10 protein-coding genes, 2 tRNA genes and 1 pseudogene are annotated in these 21,971 nt (G+C 67.1%); 7 read left to right on the forward strand and 6 right to left on the reverse strand.

What is annotated here, in order from left to right; translation table 11 throughout:
- Positions 1-96 precede the first annotated feature (96 nt).
- Positions 97-1,778, forward strand: a pseudogene (gene leuA, locus ABDW49_RS12165) (2-isopropylmalate synthase).
- 40 nt (positions 1,779-1,818) lie between these two features.
- Here the strand turns inward: leuA and ABDW49_RS12170 are convergent.
- The gene (locus ABDW49_RS12170) at positions 1,819-2,586 is read right to left on the reverse strand and encodes a hypothetical protein (RefSeq protein ID WP_343612202.1); all 768 of its coding nucleotides are present in this window, start codon (positions 2,584-2,586) and stop codon (positions 1,819-1,821) included.
- A gap of 98 nt (positions 2,587-2,684) precedes the next feature.
- Here ABDW49_RS12170 and recJ point away from each other — a divergent pair, with 98 nt between their 5' ends.
- The 5 genes from recJ (at position 2,685) to ABDW49_RS12195 (ending at position 7,646) form a co-directional block, all read left to right on the forward strand.
- Entirely contained in the window at positions 2,685-4,490 is a 1,806-nt protein-coding gene (recJ, locus tag ABDW49_RS12175; protein WP_343612204.1) for a single-stranded-DNA-specific exonuclease RecJ, read from the forward strand.
- A gap of 168 nt (positions 4,491-4,658) precedes the next feature.
- Positions 4,659-4,733, forward strand: a tRNA-Glu gene (locus ABDW49_RS12180).
- 40 nt (positions 4,734-4,773) lie between these two features.
- Positions 4,774-4,848 (forward strand) — tRNA-Glu (locus ABDW49_RS12185).
- Between the two features lie 341 nt (positions 4,849-5,189).
- The gene (locus tag ABDW49_RS12190) at positions 5,190-6,629 is read left to right on the forward strand and encodes a glycoside hydrolase (protein WP_343612205.1); all 1,440 of its coding nucleotides are present in this window, start codon (positions 5,190-5,192) and stop codon (positions 6,627-6,629) included.
- A gap of 3 nt (positions 6,630-6,632) precedes the next feature.
- Positions 6,633-7,646: a glycosyltransferase family 2 protein gene (locus ABDW49_RS12195; protein ID WP_343612206.1), complete on the forward strand. Its 1,014-nt coding sequence runs from the start codon at positions 6,633-6,635 to the stop codon at positions 7,644-7,646.
- On the opposite strand, the gene ABDW49_RS12200 is transcribed toward ABDW49_RS12195, so the two are convergent.
- The 5 genes from ABDW49_RS12200 to ABDW49_RS12220 all read right to left on the reverse strand — a co-directional run bounded on the left by ABDW49_RS12200 (position 7,643) and on the right by ABDW49_RS12220 (position 20,805).
- The gene (locus ABDW49_RS12200; protein ID WP_343612207.1) at positions 7,643-8,662 is read right to left on the reverse strand and encodes a dienelactone hydrolase family protein; all 1,020 of its coding nucleotides are present in this window, start codon (positions 8,660-8,662) and stop codon (positions 7,643-7,645) included. The two genes, ABDW49_RS12195 and ABDW49_RS12200, sit on opposite strands and share 4 nt — an antisense overlap.
- Before the next feature lies 1 nt (position 8,663).
- On the reverse strand, positions 8,664-10,961 hold the full coding sequence (locus tag ABDW49_RS12205) for a condensation domain-containing protein (protein ID WP_343612209.1): 2,298 nt from the start codon (positions 10,959-10,961) through the stop codon (positions 8,664-8,666).
- On the reverse strand, positions 10,961-16,609 hold the full coding sequence (locus ABDW49_RS12210; RefSeq protein WP_343612210.1) for an amino acid adenylation domain-containing protein: 5,649 nt from the start codon (positions 16,607-16,609) through the stop codon (positions 10,961-10,963). Before ABDW49_RS12210 ends, ABDW49_RS12205 begins: the two co-directional genes overlap by 1 nt.
- Positions 16,606-18,819, reverse strand: coding sequence for a type I polyketide synthase (locus ABDW49_RS12215; protein WP_343614267.1), 2,214 nt, complete (start codon positions 18,817-18,819; stop codon positions 16,606-16,608). The genes ABDW49_RS12210 and ABDW49_RS12215 overlap by 4 nt, the downstream gene beginning before the upstream one ends.
- Positions 18,820-18,906: 87 nt before the next feature.
- Positions 18,907-20,805, reverse strand: a complete 1,899-nt coding sequence (locus ABDW49_RS12220) for a non-ribosomal peptide synthetase (RefSeq protein WP_343612211.1) — start codon at positions 20,803-20,805, stop codon at positions 18,907-18,909.
- A 351-nt stretch (positions 20,806-21,156) separates the two neighbouring features.
- On the opposite strand from ABDW49_RS12220, the gene ABDW49_RS12225 reads away from it, so the two are divergent.
- Positions 21,157-21,966 carry a 4'-phosphopantetheinyl transferase superfamily protein gene (locus ABDW49_RS12225; protein ID WP_343612212.1) on the forward strand — a complete coding sequence of 270 codons (810 nt, stop codon included), beginning with the start codon at positions 21,157-21,159 and terminating at the stop codon, positions 21,964-21,966.
- The last annotated feature ends 5 nt before the right edge of the window (positions 21,967-21,971 follow it).

Raw genomic sequence — 21,971 nt, forward strand, 5'->3', positions numbered from 1 at the left:
GCGCGCAAGGAGCGCCCAAGGGATTACCGATCAGCCTATCCGATAGCCGCTTGTTGAATGTCGCGCGGCCCCAGTGAAGAGCATCAGAGACTTATCATGCCCATGCTGAAAGACCCTTCGGAGAAATACCGCCCATTCCCGGCCATCAATCTGCCCGACCGCACCTGGCCGTCGAAGACCATCACCGAGGTGCCGATCTGGTGCAGTTCCGACCTGCGCGACGGCAACCAGTCGCTGATCGAACCGATGGACGCGGCGAAGAAGATGCGCTTCTTCAAGACCCTGGTGCAGGTCGGCCTGAAGGAAATCGAAGTGGCCTTCCCGTCGGCTTCCGCAGACCGACTTCGACTTCGTCCGCGAGTTGATCGAAGGCAACCACATCCCGGACGACGTCACCATCCAGGTGCTGACCCAGGCCCGCGAAGACCTGATCACCCGCACCTTCGAATCCCTGCGCGGGGCGGCCATCGTCCACGTCTACAACGCCACCGCCCCGTCGTTCCGCCGGGTGGTCTTCGGCATGGAACGCCCGCAGATCCGTGAGATCGCCGAGAATGGCGCCAAGCTGCTGCGCGACAAGCTGGTGCCGCGCGTACCCGGATACCCAGTGGTCGTTCCAGTACTCGCCGGAAATCTTCAGCTCTACCGAGCTGGAGTTCTCGGTGGAGGTCTGCAACGCGGTGATCGACGTCTGGCAACCGACCCCGGACAACAAGATCATCCTCAACCTGCCGGCCACCGTCGAGTGCGCCACGCCGAACGTCTACGCCGACCAGATCGAGTGGTTCGGCCGCCACGTCGACAAGCGCGACAGCGTGATCATCAGCCTGCACACCCACAACGACCGCGGCACCGGCGTGGCCGCCGCCGAGCTGGGCCTGATGGCCGGCGCCGACCGCGTCGAAGGCTGCCTGTTCGGCAACGGCGAGCGCACCGGCAACGTCGACCTGGTGACCCTGGCCTTGAACCTGTACACCCAGGGCCTCGATCCGCAGCTGGACTTCTCCGACATCGACGCGGTGCGCAAGGTGGTCGAAGACTGCAACCAGTTGCCGGTGCACCCGCGCCATCCATATGTCGGCGACCTGGTCTTCACCGCCTTCTCGGGCTCGCACCAGGACGCCATCAAGAAGGGCTTCGCCGCGCAAGAGAAGCGTAACGACGCGCTCTGGGAAGTGCCCTACCTGCCCATCGACCCGGCCGACCTGGGCCGCAGCTACGAGGCGGTGATCCGCGTCAACACCCAGTCCGGCAAGGGCGGTTTCGCCTGGGTGATCGAGCAGGATCAGGGCCTGAAGCTGCCCAAGCGCATGCAGGCCCATTTCAGCCGCCATGTGCAGGATCTGGCCGACGAACTGGGCCGCGAGCTGGTCGCCGCCGACATCTGGAACGTGTTCGAGGCGACCTACCGCGTCAACGATCCGCAGCATTTCCAGCTGCTGGATTGGGATGAGACCAAGGGCCCCGATGGCGCGCGCATCTTCGCGGGCAAGATCGGTGTCGATGGTCAGGAACAGTCGGTGTCGGGTCGCGGCAATGGTCTGATCTCTTCGGTGGTGGCGACGCTGGCGGACAGCTTCGGCGTCAACCTCTCGGTGAAGGACTATTCCGAGCATGCGCTCTCCGCCGGTTCGGATGCGCGGGCTGCCGCCTATGTCGAATGCACCGGGCCGGAAGGGCAGACCATCTGGGGCGTGGGCGTCGATACGGACGTCGCCACCGCCAGTGTGCGCGCCGTGCTGAGCGCCGCCAACACGCTGGTCCTCTCGGGCAAGTAAGTGACCAAAAGGGGCCGGAGCCTTGCGCTTCCGGCCCCTGTCAGGCGCTGCGCCGGGCTGTGACCAGCCCTTGTTCCGCCACCCATGATACATTCCAGACGCCGCCGTCGTTATCGGTAATCCAGGCCGGCACATGGCCATCGCCATCCACCAGCCTGCCGATCAGCGCTGCCGCGACCTCCGCCTGCGCCTCGCAAGAACCCTCCACCCTCACCTGACGAGGCGTGAAGAAGGAGAGGCCATAGCTGCTGAGCAGGCCACCTTCCGCGTCACGCAGCAAGGCCACCAGCCCCGGCACAGGAAATGGGCCGCCTTCCAGCCAGCCTCCAACAATGCGGGCGAAATGCTCCGGGCTCATCATCACGCCTGAACGCGCCCAGATCACCGCTTTCAGCCCCGACAAGCCCGTCAGCGCCAACGCAACATCCAGATGCGTGCGCAGCACCGGCAGAAGATGCGCGCCACCCTCCAGATGCCGCCCGGCCATCAGCGTCACAGCTTCCAGTTGCGGCTCATCATCGTCCAGCTCCAGCCTCTGCATCACAACCGGCACCGCAGCGGATCGCGCGGGAGCCAGCCCCTGCAGATCGAAACTCAGCCCCCGGCACAACAGTTCGAGATCGCCAAGATCGGCCTCGGCCCGGTGACTGACCGACAGCATCCTGCCCGCAGGAAGCCCCGCCAGCAGCCCGTCGATCTCTTCGGCCGACGGACGGCTTCCTTGCGCGAACAACAGCGCCACACCGCTTCCCACGGGCTCCGGCACCTCTGCCACGATAACGCCCTCTGCCTGATCGTGCGATGTCATGCGCCGCCTCCTGCACCATCCTTCGCATATTGCCGCGGCTTTGCCAAAGCGAAGCCACACCCCTTTCGCGATGCCCCGCGATGGTCTAACCGCCCGGCATGACCGACCAGAACACCTCCTCCGCCCTGATCCCCGGCCGCAGCTCGCTTGGCGGCAAGGCCTGGCACTGGCGCGGCGGCAATATGGACATGATGGAGCACGACCATAGCTGGGACGGCCCGCTGGCCGACGATCTGGTCACCCAGCTTCTGCTGGCGCGCGGCGTCTCGCGTGAGGACCTCAGCCGCCAACGCAGCCCCACCTTGCGTGAGTTCCTGCCCGACCCCTCGCATCTTCAGGATATGGATGTGGCCGCCCGCCGCATCGCTCAGGCCATCGTCAAGCACGAGGCGGTGGCGGTCTATGGCGATTACGACGTCGATGGCGCCACCAGCGCCGCGCTGCTGATCCGCCTGATCCGCCTGTGCGGCCATGATGCCCGCCACTACATCCCCGACCGCCTGCTGGAGGGCTATGGCCCCAGCGGCGAGGCTCTGGTGCGGCTGGGGCAGGAAGGCGCGCAACTGGTCGTCACCGTCGATTGCGGCGCCATGGCGCATGATGCGCTGGCCATGGCGGCGGATTCCGGGGTGGAGGTGATCGTCGTCGATCACCACAAATGCTCGCATGAGCTGCCGCGCACGGTGGCGATGGTGAACCCCAACCGCCTCGATGAAAGCGAGATCGGCGCGGCGCATGGCCATCTGGCGGCGGTCGGCGTGGCCTTCCTGCTGGCCATCGCGGTGCGCCGCGAGCTGGACAAGGCGAAGTACCCCGGCACGCCCAGCAATGGCGCGCTGCTTTCGCTGCTCGATCTGGTGGCGCTGGGCACGGTGGCCGATGTCGCCGCGCTGCATGGGCTCAACCGGGCCTTTGTCGCGCAGGGCCTGAAGGTAATGGCCAAGCGCGAGAACATCGGCATGGCCGCCCTGATCGATGCCAGCAAGCTGGGGCGCGCGCCCACCGCCTCGGATCTGGGCTTTGCGTTGGGGCCGCGCGTCAACGCTGGCGGGCGCGTGGGCGAGGCCACGCTGGGTGTGCGTCTGCTCACCACCCATGATCCGGAGGAAGCGCGCGAGATCGCGGCGCAACTCTCGCGCCTCAACGAAGAACGGCGCGGCATCGAAATGGCCGTGCAGGAAGCCGCCGAGGCCCAGGTCGACAAGCAGCACAACCGCAGCGTGCTGGTTCTGGCGGGCGCAGGCTGGCATCCGGGCGTGATCGGCATCGTGGCCGGGCGCATCAAGGAAAAGAGCGGCAAGCCCACGCTGGTGATTGCTCTGGAGGCCGATGAGGCGGGCCATGGCAAGGGCTCGGGCCGATCGGTGCATGGCGTCGATCTGGGGGCCGCGATCATTGCCGCGCGTGCTCAGGGCCTGCTGGTGGCGGGCGGAGGCCATGCCATGGCAGCAGGGCTGACCATCGCGCCCGACAAGCTGGATGCGCTGGGCGAATGGCTTGACGAACGGCTGGCCAGCGATGTGGCGCGCGCAAGGCTGCATCAGTCGCTGCTGGTCGATCTGGCGGTGGCGCCGCGCGGGCTCAACCCGGCGCTGGTCGAAACGCTTGAGAGCGCCGGGCCCTATGGCATGGGCTGGCCGGGGCCGCGCGTGGCGGTGGGGCCGGTCAAGGTGGTGAAGGCCGATGTGGTGGGTGCCGACCATGTGCGGATGATCGTGCGCGGCAATGACGGCGCCAGCTTCAAGGCCATGGCCTTCCGCGCCGCCGACAGCGACATGGGTCAGGCCCTGCTGCATGGCACGCATGGGCGCAGCCTGTGGCTGGTGGGCCGCGCGAAGATCGACGACTGGGGCAGCCGCCCCGCCGCCGAACTGTATATCGAGGATGCCGCCCTGATCGACTGATCGGGCCGCTCCTGACGCCGGCGGCGGGCGTAGCGTTGCTAATGCCTTGATTTACCCTGTGGAAAACTATCTCGCAAAAACATGCAAAAAAGGGATTGACCGAATCCCGCCTCACCCCTAGATGCGCGGCTCCCGACGACGCAACGCTTCACCGCCGAGCTTCAGAGTGGCCCCTTCGTCTAGCGGTCAGGACGCGGCCCTTTCACGGCTGAAACACGGGTTCGATTCCCGTAGGGGTCACCATCTCTTCCTAACGGAAGATTGGGACATTGATAATGGCTTAGGCCCCTTCGTCTAGCGGTCAGGACGCGGCCCTCTCACGGCTGAAACACGAGTTCGATTCTCGTAGGGGTCACCATTATTTCAAGGACTTGAGAGTCCAAAACTCTCTCCCCTGAAATCGGTGATATGGAAAAGCGGAAGATTGCCCTAAGGCATCTCCGGCCTCATCTCACATTTTTTCTCGGCTTTGGCCGAACCACGATGACGGTCCTGGCGCCCATCTGCGGGCTCCTGCTGAAACGCCCCTTGCAGCGCGAACATCCCGCCCGATGCTCCCGGCCCGCGCCCTACCCCTTTTGGCCAATGCCGCGGCTACTTCCAATGACCGGTTGAGCCCGAAGGCAAACTGCGGAACCCTGCGTTCCGGTCGATCCCCGCTTTCGGGGCCTGACCGGGCGTTCCGCGCGAGGTGCCGCGATGCAATTGACCTTCATCGGTCTTATTCAGCTGGTGATCGGCGCCGTCATCTTCTTTGGCGGATCGCTGCGCCATGCCGTCACCTTCATGATCATCTCCGGCCTGTTCGCGGGCAGCGCCGCCATTGTTCTGCCCGCGCTGGGCGGCTCATCGATCCCGCCGATCCAGTTCGCCTGCCTGATCGTCTATCTGCGCATCCTCGCGCCGCGCGGCGGCTTTCTCGCGCTGCTGCCCGATGCGGTCCGCGCGAACCGCTGGCTGGTGCTCTATACTTTTTATGGCGTGGCCAGCGCTGTCATCGCGCCGCGCCTGTTCGCCAATCAGATCGATGTGACGCCGCTGCGCTTCGATGCGGCCCGCACGCTCTTCGACACCGTGCCGCTGGTGCCCTCCACCCAGAACATCACGACGAGCGTCTATCTGCTGGGCACGCTGGCGGTGGCCGTGGCGGCCTATCTGATGGCGCGCCTGCGCGGCGGGGTCGCCACGCTGATCAGCACCGCCATCCTGGTGAGCTGGCTCCACATCGTGCTGGGGCTGGCGACGGCGCTGGCGGCAGGCACGCCGCTCAACGCGGTGTTCGAACTGATGCGTAACGGCAATTATGCCCAGCTCGACCAGGCGGTCGGGGGCTTCGTGCGGATCAGGGGGTTCTTTCCCGAAAGCTCGTCCTACGCCGATTTCGCCTTCGCCTATTTCACGCTGAATGCCGAGCTGTGGTACCGCTCGATCCGCCCGCGCGCCACGGGCGTCACGGCTCTGGCGCTGGCGATGCTGCTGGTCATCAGCACCTCCTCGACGGCCTATCTGGCGCTGGCGGCCTATATGGGCTTCTTTGCGCTGCGCGTCATCGTGATGCCGCATCTGGCGCAATCGCTGCGGGTGAAGCAGTTGGTGGTGGCCACGCTGGTGGGGCTGCTGCTGATGGCGGTGGCCTTGCTGGCCGTGCCGCAATTTCTCGCCAGCGCCTCCGACATGATCCTGCACATGACGGTGAACAAGTCGGGCTCCGACTCCGCTCAGCAGCGCCTGTTCTGGGCGATGCAGGGGCTCGACGCCTTCAAGACCTCCTACGGGCTGGGCATCGGGCCGGGCAGCTTCCGCTCGTCGAGCCTGGTGACCGCGATGATCGGCTCGACCGGCCTTGTCGGATGCGGCGCCTTTCTGGCCTATGCCTATTCGGTGTTTCAGCCCACCCGCCATTCCAGCTTCGGCGTCAGCCCCGATCTCGCGCTTACCATCGGCGGGGCCTTTGCCACCGCCGCGATGCTGGCGCTGATCCCGGCCTGCCTGATTTCGCCCAGCGCCGATCTGGGCGCCAATGTCGCGCTCTTCGCCGGCGTTGCCGTGGCGCTGCGCCCCGTGGTCCCGTCCCGCAAGGCCGATGATCCGGGGCCTGCCCTTTCGCCCCCTGTGCCTGCCCAAGCGATGAAGGGGTAGCCCATGACCACGATCGCCCCTGCTCCGTGCTTCAGCATCATCATCGCCAATTTCAACTATGTCCGCTTCGTCGCCCGCGCCATCGAAAGCGCGCTCGACCTCGACTGGCCGCATGTCGAGGTCATCGTCGTCGATGACGGATCGAGCGACGGTTCGCGCGCGGTGATCGAAAGCTTCGGCGACCGCGTGCAGGCGATCTTCCAGCCCAATGGCGGGCAGAGATCGGCCAACAACACCGGCTTTGCCGCCTCGCGGGGCGACATCGTGGTGTTTCTCGATGCCGACGACATTCTCGATTCCCATTTCGCCCGCGCCGTCGCGTCTGTGTGGCGACCCGGCGTCAGCAAGGTGCAGGTGCAGATGCAGCGCGTCGATGTCGAGGAGCGCTCGCTGGGCTCGGTGCTGCCCGCCATAGCCGAGGCCCCGCGTCCCGAGGATGTGCGACGCTGGAGCGTCGAGATGACCGAATATCCCACGCCTCCCGGCTCGGGCAACGCCTATGCGCGGGATTTTCTGGCGCGTTTCTTCCCCATCGGGCCGGAGCATGACAGCTTCACCGATTCCACCTGCCTCGCGCTGGCCCCGCTGCTGGGTGACGTGGTGACCGTGCTGCAACCGCTGGTGCTCTACCGGCAGCATGGCGGGAACGACAGCAACCTCTTCGCCTCTCCCGGACGGTTCGGACGCGAGGTGGCGCGGGCCATGTCACGCCAGCGCAGCGCCGAAAGCATCTGCAACGAACTGGGCACGCCACCGCCGGACAAGGCGCGTCTGCGCTCAAGCCGACATCTGCTGCAACTGCGCGTCGCCTCGCTGCGGATGGACCCGCAGGGCCACCCCCTGCCCGAGGACAGCCGCAAGGTCGCGCTGATCGACGCCATTCACTCGGTGGCCCTGCGTGGTTTCGATCCGCTGTCCAAACGGCTTGCCGTGGCCCTCTGGTCCATCGTGACCCTGACGGCGCCACGCCCGCTGGCCGACCGCCTGGTGCGGTGGCGCTTCCGGGCCGCTCATTAGTTCATCGCGCTGATATCGCCGGGATAGGTCTGCCCGGCAGGCGGAAAAGCCCGGTTCTGGTCCAGCAGATAGCGGTCAAGGAAGGCCCGGACGATCTGCGCATGCGCCGCCTGCCGAGCAGCCAGCGCCTGCCGGTCATCATCCATGGGCGCAAAGGGATGCTTCCATGACCAGCCGGGCCAGGCTCCCGACAGATCCTCATGAGAGACGTGACGAGCGTGCAGCCAGACGAAATCCGCCCGGCCAAGATAAGGCCGGTGAATGGCCCGGTCGACGGCGCATGCCTGCGCCAGCGCCCGCTGCCCCGGATCGGATCGGGTGGACCAGCCAGCGGGCGGAAAATCGTCGTCGATGTAGAACAGCAGATAGGGCCTTGCGAGGACCCTGCGCGACGCCTCGCCGAACAGCCAGCCATCGAGATTGATCACCGCCTTGATGCGCGGGTCGGCAATCGCCTGCTCGACGGCTGTGGCCCCGCCGAAGGAAAAGCCCAGAAAGCCGATCCGCGCCGGATCGATCTGCGCCGCAAGATCCGGGGAGGCCAACACAGCGTCGAGGATCGCCCTGCCCTTGTCCGCCGCCTTCTGCACTCTGCGACCGGCAAGGGTGAAGGAGGCGGCATAGGCCCGCGGTGTCGCCTCATCGAAGGCTGCATGGCGCAGGGCAGCGTCGGCGGGGCTCTCTCCGGCGCGGGGCGGGTCACGGGCCAGATCGTCGAAAGCTACCGCCACATAGCCATGGCTGGCCAGATAGGCCAATTGACGCGATCCGGCCTCGCCACGATCCCCCCAGCCCGGTGCATAGAGGATCAGCGGCCGGCGGCCCGTCTTGCCCTCGGGCCGCCAGACCAGAATGCGATAGGGGCCATCGCGCGTGGCGATGACAGAGCGTGTCGCCCGCACCTGCCAGGGCCCCGGCGGCAGATCAGGGGCGCGGGGCAGGCCAGAGGCCAACATCATCCCGCAGGCGATCAGCAGCGCCGCCCCTGTCCCCGGAGAGAGACTGTTCAGGCGCATCTCAAAAACCCAGCTCCGCCAGCCTGTGGCGGATCGCCGGGCCCATCACCGCAGCGCCTTCCGGACGAAAGATCGTGTCATGGTTTCCGGGCACCTCGACCAGATCGAAGCGCCCTTCGACATGACCGGCCCATCCGAAATCATGAGGGAACAGCCGCCCCGGCTGCATCTCCCTGTTGCGGAAGAACAGCACGTCGCCCGGATAGGGTTCCAGATCGAAGGCCGCCTGGCTGGGCAACAGCACCTCTTCGGGGAACCAGCGGTTGTTGTCCTGCATCGGATCATGCTCCGCCCCCAGCGAGGTGACGCCCAGCCGCCGCAACAGGGCGCTGATGCGCAGGCGCCGCGCCAGCCGGTAATTGTCGATCCATTGCGCCATCGTCAGCTCGCCCGAGGCCACGCGGGCCCGCAGATCCATAAAGGTGCGCCCCCGCACCTGCCATGCCCGGATATGGTGATCCACAAAGGACAGTCTCTCGCGAAAGCCGGGGCGGTAGGTGTCGACCAGCACCACCAGCGGCACCTCCTCGCCTTCCGAGCGCAGGATGCGCGCCGCCTCCAGCCCGATCGCCCCGCAGATGCACAGGCCGAAGAGCACATAGGGCCCATGGGGCCGCGCCAGCCTGATCATCTCGACAGCATCGCGCGCATGGTCGGCAAAGTGGCGGCGCGGCAGAGCCATGCGCGTCGGCGAAGGGCAGAACTGGATATCGTAGAAGGGATGCCCCTCGATGGCGCGGGCCACCGGATAGAGCATCGAGGCATTGTTGATCGCCATGATCGGCAGCCTGTCGCCCTGCGGCCGGAGCGCAATGATGCGCTGGCGCAAGGCCTCCAGCCGGGGATTGACGGGAGCCTCGGGCACCTTCTGCACTGTCTTTTCGGGCGCGGGGCTGGCCGGGCGCCGTTCATGGGCCTCCAGTGTGGCCAGCTCGGTCAGCGCGGCTTGCGGGCGGGCCACCGCCCCCTCCATCACCTTGCGCCAGACGGCAAGCAGCGCGTCGATGGTGCCGCTGTCGTAAAGCGCGCTGGCCCCCTCGCAGGACAGCCGCCAGCCCTCCTCACGCCCGACCATGAACAGGCTGAGATCCCACAGCGCGCCCGCGGAGTGGCTGGGCGCAGAGGCGACGCGGAAAGCGCCGAACTGGCGATCGGCGTCCCGGCCTGTCGAGATATGCGTGTGCTGCACCACCAGATTGACGTTGTAGAGCGGCCTGTTCATGCCCGCCTCTTGCGCCATTCGCACCACCTCGGCGAAGGGGAGCAACTGGTTCTGCGTTGCCTCAAGCGCCACACCGCGCACACGGTCGGCAAAGGTGAGGAAGCTGTCGTTGGGCGCCACCGGCAGGCGCAGCACCACCGTGTTGAGCAGCGGGCCGACGATATGCTCGGCATCGGGGTCCTCGCGACTGGCGGTCTGCGTGCCCAGCACCACCTCCCCGGCCCCGGAGACCAGATGCAGCGCCGCCGCCGCCGCCGCCGTGGTCAGCGAAAAGAGCGTATGACGGTTGGCATGGGCCAGATGCTCAAAGGCGGCGGTGAGCGCATGAGGCAGCAGGATCGAGCGGATCTGCCCCTCACAATCACCGCGCGGCCCGGCGCGGTCGGGGGTGATCCCGAAATGCGGCAGGTCCGCCAATTGGCCGCGCCAGTAATCGCGCTGGGCATCCAGCGCTCCACTGGCCAGCACATCGCCTTGCCACAGTGCATAGTCGCCGAACTGCATCTCGATGGGCGGCAGATCAGCCGGAGCGCCCCCGTCTGCCGCCGCCGCCAGTCTGCCGAATTCCTGATCCAGCACATCGACCGACCAACCGTCGATCACCAGTTGATGGAAGGTGAAATGGACATAGGCGAGATCCGCCGCCAGCCTCACCAACAGGACCCGAAACAGGGGCGCCACGCCATCCGCGACGGCAAAGGGCTTGCGCGCCTCGCCCGCTCCCAGCCGTTCCAGCTCGGCCTCACGGCCCGGCGAAGCAAGATGCCGCAAGTCCACCATGTCCGGCTTGAAGGGCTGCTCGCGCAGCACCTCCTGCTCCAGACGGCCATCAGCCCCCATGCGGAAACGGGTCCGCAAGATCTCGTGGCGGTCGACCAGCTCCTGCAAGGCTTTCGTCACCGCGCCGTCGGAGATGCTCCCTTCAAGGCGGCGGCGGAAGCTTGCGTTGAGCGCGTCGCGCGTCAGCGGGCTGGCCATATCCTGCCAGATATGATGCTGGTTGGCGGTGGCGGGGAACCGCGCGAGAACCTCGGGGGCCGGCGCCGCGCCGTTAAGAGCCAGATCGATGGCGTTCATCAGCGGATCTCCCTGACGGTGTTGCGGCGATAGGCCGAGAGCGGGACGATGGCTGCGGTGGGACGCGGGGCCGCCTCGCCGCTGGCCAGCATCGCGGCCACCTCGCCCAGGGTCGGATTGGCCAGCAGGCTGCGGCTTTCCAGCGGCAGGCCGATATCCGTCATGCGCGCCACGATGCGGAAGATTTGCAGCGACTCGGCACCCAGATCGAACAGGGCGTCCCCGGTCGCCACCGAGTCGAGGCCCAACACATCGGCCCAGATGGCCCCGATCTTCGCCTCGATCTCCAGCAGTTCCACCGCGCGATGCTGGACGGGACGGGGCGCGGCTTCCGTGGCACTGACAGGGTTCTTCTCCACCAGCGTCGCCAACAAGGCGCGGTCGACCTTGCCATTGGTGGTCATCGGCAGTTGCTCGATCTGGCGGATGGTGCGCGGATGCATCGCCTTGGGCAACAGGCGGGCAGCCTGCGCGCTCGCCTGCTCGATCAGCCCGGAGGGCGAAGCGAGGCCCGCCTCAGGCACCACAAAGGCGTGGAGCTGGCGCGAACCGAGGTTGTTCTCCACCACCGTCACGGCTGCGTCGGCAACACCAGGGATATCGCGCAGCACGCTTTCGATCTCGCCGGGCTCGATACGGTGGCCGTTGATCTTGACCTGCCCATCGGCGCGGCCGAGAAATTCCAGCACGCCATCGCCGCGCCAACGCGCCAGATCACCGGTGCGGTAAAGCCTTTCGCCCGCCACGAGGGGATGGGGCACGAAACGCTGCGCCGTCAGCTCGTTCTGCCCCAGATAGCCCAGCGCCAGACCTTCGCCGCCCACCAGCAATTCGCCCACCGCCCCGCGCGGGCTCAGACGCAGATCGGCATCCATGATATGGACGCTGCTGTGCGCGATGGCGGTGCCGATCGGCACGGCCCCTGCCCCCCAGCCCTCGGGCGGCAGAGGATAGCAGGCCGAAAATGTGGTGTTTTCCGTGGGGCCATAGCCATTGACGATCCGCGCATGGGGCAAGGCCTCCTGAGCCTTGCGCAGATGGGTGGGAGACAGCACATCGCCGCCCGCCAGGATCTGCCGCAAGGGCATCAGCACCTGCACGCCTTCATCCACCAGCGCATGGAACAGCGCCGCCGTGAACCAGGCCGTGGTGACGCGATGCTGGGCAATCGCCTGCCCGATCCGCGCGAGCGAGGGCTTGGCCTCCGGCACCACCGCGAGCATGCCGCCGTGGAGCAGCGCCCCCCAGATCTCCAGCGTGCTGGCATCGAAGGCCAGCGGGGCGAGATGGAGGAACACCTGATCCGGACCGAAAGCGATAAATTGCTGATCGCTGACCAGCCGCACCACCGCGCGATGCGGAACGACCACCCCCTTGGGCAGGCCGGTCGATCCGGAGGTGTACATGACGTAAGCGGGATCATCGGCCGCGACCGACACCTCGGGCGCGGTTGCGGGCTGATTGGCCGCCAGGGCCCACAGGGCCTCGAAGGACAGCGCAGCGACCTCGTTCCCAAGCTCTCGTGCGGATTCCTCGCCTCCGGGGCCGATCAGCACCAGCTTTGCCTTTGCATCGCTCAGAATGTGAACCAGGCGCGCCGTCGGGAAGGCCGGATCGAGCGGAACATAAGCCGCCCCCGCCTTCAGCACGCCCAGGATCGCCACGATGGTGTCGGGCGAACGGTCGGCCAGCAGGGCAACGTTATCTCCCCTGCCGATCCCACGCGCCGCCAGCGCCTGCCCCAGCCGGTTGGCGCGGGCATCGAGTTCGGCATAGCTCAGGGCATCGCGCTCACAGACCATCGCCTGACGCGCGCCATGCCTGGCCGCCGCCTCGGCAAAGTACTTTGGCAGGGTGGCATCATCGGGCAGGCGCGGCATGGTCTCGCCCTGTGCCTGCAGCCAGCGGCGTTCATCCTCGCCCAGCAGATCCAGCGCGCCGATCGATGTGTCCGGATCGGCGACCAGCGCGCGCAGCACCTGACGCAGATTTTCCACCCAGCGCGCAACGGTCGCCTCATCGAAAAGATCGGTGGCGTAATCGACATCGATCCGCAGGCCCTGGCTCGATTCCACCATGTTGAAGAACAGGTCGAAATTGGCCGCGGCCTTGGGATTGGGCAGCAGGGACGCCTTGGTGCCCGCGAAATCGATATCCTCGCCCAGCCGCTCCAGATTGAACTGCACGTCGCAGAGCGGCGTGCGATTGGGGTCGCGCGGCAGACCCAGCGCGCGGACCAGCGCGCCATAGGTATAGTCCTGATGATCGAAGGCCTCCATCAGGATGGCGCTGACCGAGGCCAGATGCTCACCCAGCGGGGCCGCCATGGAGAAGGGCGAGCGCAGCGGCAAAAAGTTGACGCAATGCCCCGCCAGCACCTTGCCCTCGACCAGCGTCTGGCCGGCCACCGGGCAGCCGATCACCACATCCTCGCGCTCCGCCAGACGGCCCAGCGTGACCTGCAGCGCGCCCAGCAGCGTGGCGAAAAGCGTGCAGCCCAGCCTGGCCCCGGCCTTGCGCGCATCGCGCATCAGCCCAGCATCGATCGCGGCGGTCATGGTCGCGCCGTTGAAGCTCTTGATCGCCGGGCGGGGCCGGTCCCCGCGCAGGTCGAGCGGCGGGGGAAGCGTGGCATAGGCCTCCTTCCACCAGCTCTCATTGGCAGCGGTGGCCCGCGTCTTGCCCAGAGCGTAATCGCCAAAGGACTGCACCGGATCGAGCACCGCAGCCATGCCCGTCACGCGGGCGCGGTAGAAGGCCGCCACCTCCTGCGCGAAGAGATTGGCCGTCCAGCCATCAAAGACGATATGATGCGCCGTGACGATCAGCGCCGAACCGCCATCCGCCTTCAGGAACAGGCAGGCCCGGATCAACGGTCCTGCTGCCAGATCGAAGGGGGTTGCGGCTTCCTCGGCCTTGCAGGCGGCGATCATCTCCTCATCGGCGCCCTCGATCACCGGCAGGGGGATGGTCAGGGTCGGCGCGATGAGCAGCGTCGTCCGCCCTGCCGGCACCGTGGCGCGCATGGCATCATGCCGCGCGACGAAATCATCGATGGCGCCTTTCAGCACATCCGGATCGACCGCCCCATCAAAGGCCAGCGTGATCGATTCATTGTAAGCGCAGGAGGCCTGCTCCCCCATTTGCGCCGAGAGCAGGATTTCCAATTGCGGTTCGGTCAGCGGCACCTCGCGCGGTTCACGCGAAACGGGCGGCGGCGGCGTATACCCTTCCGGCACCAGAATGCCCGCGGCCTGAAGCAGATCGATGGTTTGCCGCGTCGCCTCGAAAATCTGCTCGATATCCTCGTCGCTATGCGCGGTGGTCAGGAAGCAGGGATAGCCGTCCAGCACATGCACGCCCAGCAGCCGCATGTTGTAATGGAACAGCGCCCCCAGCTTGTCGGCGCCAGACAGATTGAGCATGAACCAGCTCGAATAGGTCTCGACACGCGAGGGCACGCCCTTGCTGGCGAACAGTGCGTTCATACGGGCGACCAGAGCGGCAGTTCGCGCCGTCAGCCGCTCCTGCAACTGCGGCCCCTCCGCCTCCAGATGGTCGAGCACCGCGCGGCAGGCGGCCATCACCAGCGGGTGGCGCACGAAGGTCCCGGCAAAGAAGGTGGGCGCCACTTCGGGCGCGCTGTCATCGCCGAAATTCCAGCCGCCGCCGTCGAGCGCATCCATAAACCGCGACGCGCCCGCCAGAATGCCCACCGGCATGCCGCCGCCCACCACCTTGCCATAGGTGGCCATATCGGCGCTGATGCCCAGCACCGCCTGCATCCCGCCCGGATGGGTGCGGAAGCCCGTCACCACCTCGTCGAAGACCAGCGCCGAGCCGGTGTCGGCGGTCAGCGCGCGCAGATCGCGCAGGAAGTCGAAGGGCAGCAGTTCGGGATGGCGGCTCTGCACCGGCTCGACGATCACCGCCGCCACATCATCGGCATGAGCGCGGATCCAGTCCAGCGCCTCGGGCGTGCCATAGGGCAGCACCACCATATTGCTGAGCGACTCTTGCGGAATGCCCGGCGCGATGGGGAAGGCACGCCCCGGCTTGCTGCCTGCCTTCACCAGCACCTCGTCGAACTGGCCGTGATAGTCATTGTTGAAGACCACCACCGTCTCGCGCCCGGTGACGCAGCGGGCCAGACGCATCGCCGCCATCACCGCCTCGGAACCGGTGTTGCAGAAGGTCACGCGCTCCATGGCGACCATGCGCGCGAATTGCGCCGCCACCACGCCCGCCAGCGGGGTCTGCGGACCGATGGCGAAACCTTCCTCCAACTGGCGCGCGACGGCGGCCTGAACGAAATCGGGCGCATGGCCAAAGGCCGTCTGCCCATAGCCGTTCACCAGATCGACATAGGCATTGCCATCGAGATCCCAGATCTTCGAACCCTTGGACCGCTCGGCCACCACGGGGAAGACCATATCCTTCCACACCGCGCGGAAGCCAGAGACCGAGCGCGGATCGGCGAAATAGGGGCGGTGCTTGGCCGCCTGCGCCATGGAACCGGGCATTCGGGCATGGGTCCGCGCGGTCATCTGCGCGATCAGGGCCAGTTGGCTGTCGGTCACTGGCGCAGCGGGGGCCTTGCTGTTGAAGGGACGGAAGCGGCTGGGCGTGTCACTGGCCGGTTCCGGCGAGCAAGCCGCTGTCCGGGGCGCCGGGGCCGCAACGGGCGGCGGTGCAAGCGCCGCAGCGACAGGCGCGCCCTGCCCTTGCATCAGCGCCAGTTGCTGGGCGATCACGGCCTGCATCGCGGCCAGTTGCGCCTGGAACGTCGCGGCCATGCCTGCCGCGCCATCGCCTGTCGCTGCGGGCAGAGCCATGGCGGGCATGGCCATGGCAGGCGGCGCCTCGGCAGCGACCGGGGCCACGGGCTCGGCCTGCACCGGATCGGGCGGGCAGTTCTCATCCAGATACTGCGCCAGCGCGCAGAGCGTCGTGATATCGGACAGCAACTGGCGGAAGACCAGACTGACGCCGAACTCCCTTTGCACCTTTGCCGCCACCTGCCCGAGGAACAGCGAGTCAAAACCCAGTTCCAGAAAGGGCGTGCCACGGTCCTCTTCGCCGATCACTTCGCCGGAAAGCTCTTCGAACAGGGCGGTCAGGGCGGCGGTCAGGCGGGCAAGGCGGCCGGGAGCGGCCGCAGCAGGGGCAATGCTGGTCATCGCTTGCTCACTTTCAAGGGATTGAGGCTGGGGCGTGCTGGTCTGGGCGGCGGGCGCCTCGATCCAGTGCAACTGCCGCCGGAAGGGATAGGAGGGCAGCGCCACCCGGCGCGCCTGATTGCCATAGAGAGCAGGCAGATCGACCGGCGCGCCCAATGTCCAGAGCCGCGCCAGTGCCTCGTGAAAGCTCTGCACATCCCGGTCCGCCGCGACGGCATCGGGCAGCGAAGTGATGGCGGCGCGATAGTCATCGCGCGCCAGCCCCTGCGTGGCGAAGGTGGTCAGGGCGCGCCCCGGTCCCACTTCGAGCAGGATCGGCGGCGTATCGCCCGCCACCTTCCGCAAGGCTTCGGCGAAACGCACCGGCTGGCGGCAATGCCGCGCCCAATAGGCTGCATCGGACGCCTGTGTAACCCACTCGCCCGTCACGCTGGAGACATAGGGGATGGTCGGACCGGCAAAGCTCATCCCTTCGGCGAAGGTCTAAGCCCCTCGACCACCGGGTCCATCATACGCGAATGGAAGGCATGCGAGGTATGCAGGCGGCGCGAGTCGATCCCGGCCTCCTGCAGTCTTGCTTCCAGCGCCGCGATGGCCTCGAAAGGCCCCGCCGCCACGCAAAGTTCCGGGGCGTTGGCGGCGGCAAGGTCAAGATCGCCGCCCAGCAGCGGCAGCAGCCGCGCCTCGGTGGTGCGGACGGCCAGCATCGCGCCTTCCGGCGCATTCTGCATCAGCGCCGCGCGCCTAGCGATCAGGGCAAGGCCATCCTCGAAACGCATCACCCCGGCCAGACAGGCGGCGACCAGCTCGCCCACGCTATGGCCGATCATCGCGTCAGGCCTGATGCCCTTGGCCATAAAGAGCTGCGCCAGAGCATATTGCACCAGAAACAGCGCGGGCTGCGCATAGATCGTCGAGCGGATGGGATGCGGCGCATCATCGTCGCCGCTGGCCGTGGCATAGAGCAGATCGCGGATATCGAGCCCCAGTGACGGTTTCAGCGCCTCCGCGCCCCGGTCGATCCAGAGGCGGAAGACGGGCTCGCTGTCATAGAGGCCTTGCGCCATCTGCGGATATTGCGAGCCCTGCCCCGGAAACATGAAGATGACCGGGGCGACATCCTTCGCCTGCCCCTTCAGACCCTTGCTGGCAAAGGCAGCCAGGCGCTCGGCGGCTTCCTGCGTCGATGCGGCAACGACAGCACCGCGCGCCGCGCGCAGGCTGCGCCCCTGATCGAGCGTGAAGGCAACATCGGCCAGCGGCAAGGCGGGATTGGCCCGCAGATGATCGGCCAGCTCGCCCGCCATGGCTTCCAGCGCCTCGCAATTGGCAGCCGAGAGGGGCAGAATCTGTGTCCCGTCTTTCGCCTCGCGGTGAGGCACAGGCGGCGCTTCCTCCAGCACGACATGGACATTGGTGCCCCCCACGCCAAAGGAGCTGACACCGGCGCGGCGCGGTTCGGGCCCCGGCGCCCAGGGGGTCAGTTCGCGCTCGATGCGGAAAGGGCTGCCCTCCAGCGCGATATGCGGGTTGGGCGCGGTGAAACCGGCCAGCGGCGGAAGCTCGGCATGGCGCAGGGCCAGTGCTGCGCGGATCAGCCCCGTCACCCCGGCGGCGGCATCGAGATGACCATTGTTGGCCTTGGCCGAGCCCAGCGCGCAGCCTCCCGGCGTTACGGTCTCGCCAAAGGCGCGCATCAGCCCGTCGAACTCGATGGGGTCGCCCAGCGGGGTGGCCGTGCCATGCAATTCGACATAACCGATGCTTTCGGGCGCGACATCGGCCTGCGCCAGAGCGGCGGCGATCGCCTTGGCCTGACCCTCGGCGCTGGGAGCGGTAAAGCCGATCTTGCTGGCGCCATCATTGTTGACGCCGGTGCCCCGGATCAGCGCGTGGATCTCATCGCGGTCGGCCAGAGCATCCTCCAGCCGCTTGAGCACCACCACCCCCGCGCCCGAGCCGAAGACCGTGCCGCAAGCCTGTGCATCGAAGGGGCGGCAGGTGCCATCGCGCGATCCCATGCCGCCGTCCTGCCAAAGATAGCCGCGCTTCTGCGGAAAGGTGATCGACACGCCCCCCGCCAGCGCCGCGTCGCACTGATAGGTCAGCAGGCTCTGACAAGCCTGCGCCACGGCCAGCAGCGAGGTCGAGCAGGCGCTCTGCACCGTCATCGCGGGGCCTCGCAGATCGAGCTTATAGGCCACGCGGCTGGCCAGCACCTCGGGCAGCGATCCCACCAGCGTGGGCATGTCGCCCAATTGATAGGTGCTGGCAAAGCGGTCCACCGCCGCGCGGTTGCCCAGCACATGGCGCATCAGATAGGTCGGCATGCTGGCCCCGGCAAAGACGCCGATCAGGCCGGGATAGCGCTTGGGATCGATGCCCGCCTGATCCAGCGCCTCCTGCACGATTTCGAGGAAGATGCGGTGCTGCGGATCGGTCAGCGCCGCCTCACGCGGGTGCATGCCGAAGAAGCTCGCATCGAACAGGCCGACATCCTCGAGCAGGGCGCGCGCGCGCACGAAGGCAGGATCGTTGCGCGTGGCAGGATCGAAGGAATCCTCCAGCTCCCCTTCCGAAAAGCGCGAGATCGAGACGATGCCCTGCCGCTGGTTCTCCCAGAAGGCGGCAATCGAGCGGGCGCCCGGAAAGCGCCCGCTCATGCCCACGATGGCGATCGCATCGCTGGCGCCCCCCCCCCGGTTGCCCCCGACAGATCCTCGTTCATGTGATACATGCCTCTCCCCCCCCCCTTGTTTTTTCTCCTAGGAAGCTCTTGTGCGACGCATCGCCGCGGCGCGCTGGCGCCGGGCCCGCTCACGCGCGGCATCCGTCAGGCTTTGCGATGCTGCATCCGGTGCCCCTCCCAGATGCTCGGTGATCGCGCGGACCGTGGGCCGCGCGAAAAGCTCGGTGATGGCGATTTTCGCGCCCAGCAGATGCTCGAGTTCGGCATGAACCCGCATCCACTGCAGAGATGTCCCGCCCAGATCGAAAAAGGCCTCATCCAGACCGAGCTGCCCGGTGCCCAGAACCTGCTGCCAGATCGCCAGAATGCGCCCTTGCAGATCATCGCCGCGAGCGACTGGCTGCGTGTTGGCGGCGCAAAGCTGAAGCAGCGCGGCGCGATCAACCTTGCCATTGGGCGTCAGCGGGAAAGCCGCCACAGCCACGATCCGCGCGGGGCACATATGCGCGGGCAATTGCTCGCGCAGCCTGACCATGGCGGCGTGAGCGATCGCCTCCCCCTGCCCGCAGCCCACCGCGACAAAGGCCAGAATGCGCTTGGCATCCACGATCACACAGGCATCCGCCACCCCGTCGCCAAGGCGCAGCGCTGCCTCGATCTCGCCGGGTTCGACCCTTTTGCCGTCGATCTTGACCTGACGGTCGATCCGGCCAAGGAAGTCGATCTGGCCATCGGGCAAGGCGCGGACCAGATCCCCGGTCAGATAGAGCCGCTGCCCGATGGGTGCGGGCGCCTCGACGAAACGCTCCGCCGTCAGCGCCTCCTGCCCCAGATAGCCCAGCGCCAGCCCTGCCCCTGCCGCCGCCAACTGGCCTTGCTCTCCGGATGCGACAGGGCGCAGCGCCTCATCGACGATAAAGACCTGCGTGCCCGCGATGGCCCGCCCGACGGGCACGCGCCCGCCCGCCCAGGCGGCGCGGTCGATGGTGGCGCAGCAGGTGAAGGTGGTGTTCTCGGTCGGGCCATAGCCATTGATCAGACGGCAGCCTGGCACGGCAGCGAGAAAACGTCCCACATGGTCGGGCGAGAGCACATCGCCACCCGCAAGCAGTTGCCCGAGCCCGGCCAACGCCTCGATCCGGCGATCGACCATCAGATGGAACAGCCCCGCCGTCAGCCATGCCGTAGTGACCTGCTGGCCTGCCAGCACATCGGCAATGGTATCGAGCACAGCCTGCGCCTGCGGCACGATCGCCAGACGGGCGCCATGCAGCAGAGCCCCCCAGATCTCGAAGGTGCTGGCATCGAAGGCCAGCGGCGCGAGATGGAGGATCACCTCCTGCGGGCCCAGACGGCAATAGTCCTGCCCGATCACCAGCCGCGAGATGCCCCTATGCGGCACCACCACGCCCTTGGGCCTGCCGGTGGAGCCGGAGGTATACATCACATAGGCCGGGTCTTCGGGATCGCAGCCGGTCCGGTCCGGAGCAGGGCCTGCCGCCTCCCCCTCCTCATCGAGCAGCCAGACGGGCGCCGCTGCCCCCATCCCGGCCAGCCGCGCCTGCATGGCGGGCTCGAGAAGCAGGATGGCGGGCGCGGCATCAGCCAGCATGAAGGCCAGTTGCGCATCGGGATAGGCCGGGTCCAGCGGCACATAGGCCGCCCCCGTCCGGACAATGGCCACAATCGCCACCAGCGCCGCAAGGGACCTCCCCGCACAGAGCGCGACGAATGCGCCACGTCCGATCCCGGCCCCGGCGAGCCGCCGCGCCAGAGCGCCGGAACGACGCTCCAGCTCGTGATAGGTCAGGGGAGGAAGGCCGGGCTCGACCGCGGCAATGCGGTCTGCATGGCGGCGGGCCGCGCTCTCGAACAGATCGGCCAGATGGCGATGCTCAACCGCAGGACACCCGCCGCTCTCCGGCCCGGATGCGGGCCCGGCGGGGAGCCTGTCGAAGAGAGTGTCGCTCAACATCCCATGGCCTTGTCGATGTCCTTCAAGCACGGCCCGCAGCCTCCCCCCGAAGCACTGGTGAAGGCACCGCGACCCGCGAACCCTGCGAACAAAGGTCCACATCGCGCCGCCTGCGAGCCATTCCCGCCGTCAACACTCTATGCCTGCGACCGCGCGGCGACAGGTACTATTAGGGGGGAGAGGCAGGGAGTTATCGCAATACCCCTATCGGGGCAGCAGCTAAGTCGGATGCTCCCTTGCAGCAAAGGCGCAAGGCACGGACTTTATGCATAATCAGCAGCCACGCTGGCAGTTGGTCGGACACGGCTTCGGATGGATGATGTCAGGCAAGATATCGCAATGGACAAGGTGATGCTTACCAATATGTATCCCCATCTCCATGCGCAGGACTGGTCCGGTCATGCGATATCCTGGGCGCTGGATCGCGAGGATTCAGGCGAGGCCAAGCCGGTCAGGCTGAACCTGCTGCCCGATCCCGCGAACCCCGGCACGCAGGAACCGCTGAAGGAAGACCTCTGGCTGTGGCTGGGCGCGGAGGCCGGCGCATCGATGGCAACGCAAGAGCTGGCAGATTGCCTTTCCGGCGCGGAACTCGACCGCGCGGCCCGCTTCCGCTTTGAGCAGGACAGATGGAGCTACATGGCGGCCCATGCCGGGCTGCGCCTGCTGCTGGGCCGCCTGCTGGACGAAACACCGCGCGACATCCGCTTCCATACAATGCCCGGCGGAAAGCCCGCATTGTGCCCATCGCGCTACACCGCAAGCCGTGCCGCGGCACTGCGGTTCAGCATCAGCCACAGCCGTGGGCTCGTCGCGGTCGCGCTCTCCGGCAGCCCGGTGGGGGTCGATGTCGAAAGGGTCCGCCCGCTGTCCGACATGGAACGTCTGATCGCCCGCTTCATGGCCCCCGAAGCGCTGAGCGCCTTCAGGGCCACGCAAGACCCGCAAGACAGGATGGCACTGTTCTACCGCAACTGGACCTTGGGCGAAGCGCTGGTGAAGGCCAGAGGCGAAGGGATCGATCAGGGATTTGGCAGCTTTGCCTTCACGCAGACCGGTGCCCCCCGGCTGACCGGCCTCCCGCCCGGCTGGGGCGCGGTGGAGCGCTGGCATCTCGGCCATCGCGAGGCCGGGATGGAAAAGCGGGCGGCTGCCGCCTGAACCAT

It is taken from the genome of Novosphingobium sp., assembly GCF_039595395.1.
Taxonomy (GTDB): domain Bacteria; phylum Pseudomonadota; class Alphaproteobacteria; order Sphingomonadales; family Sphingomonadaceae; genus Novosphingobium.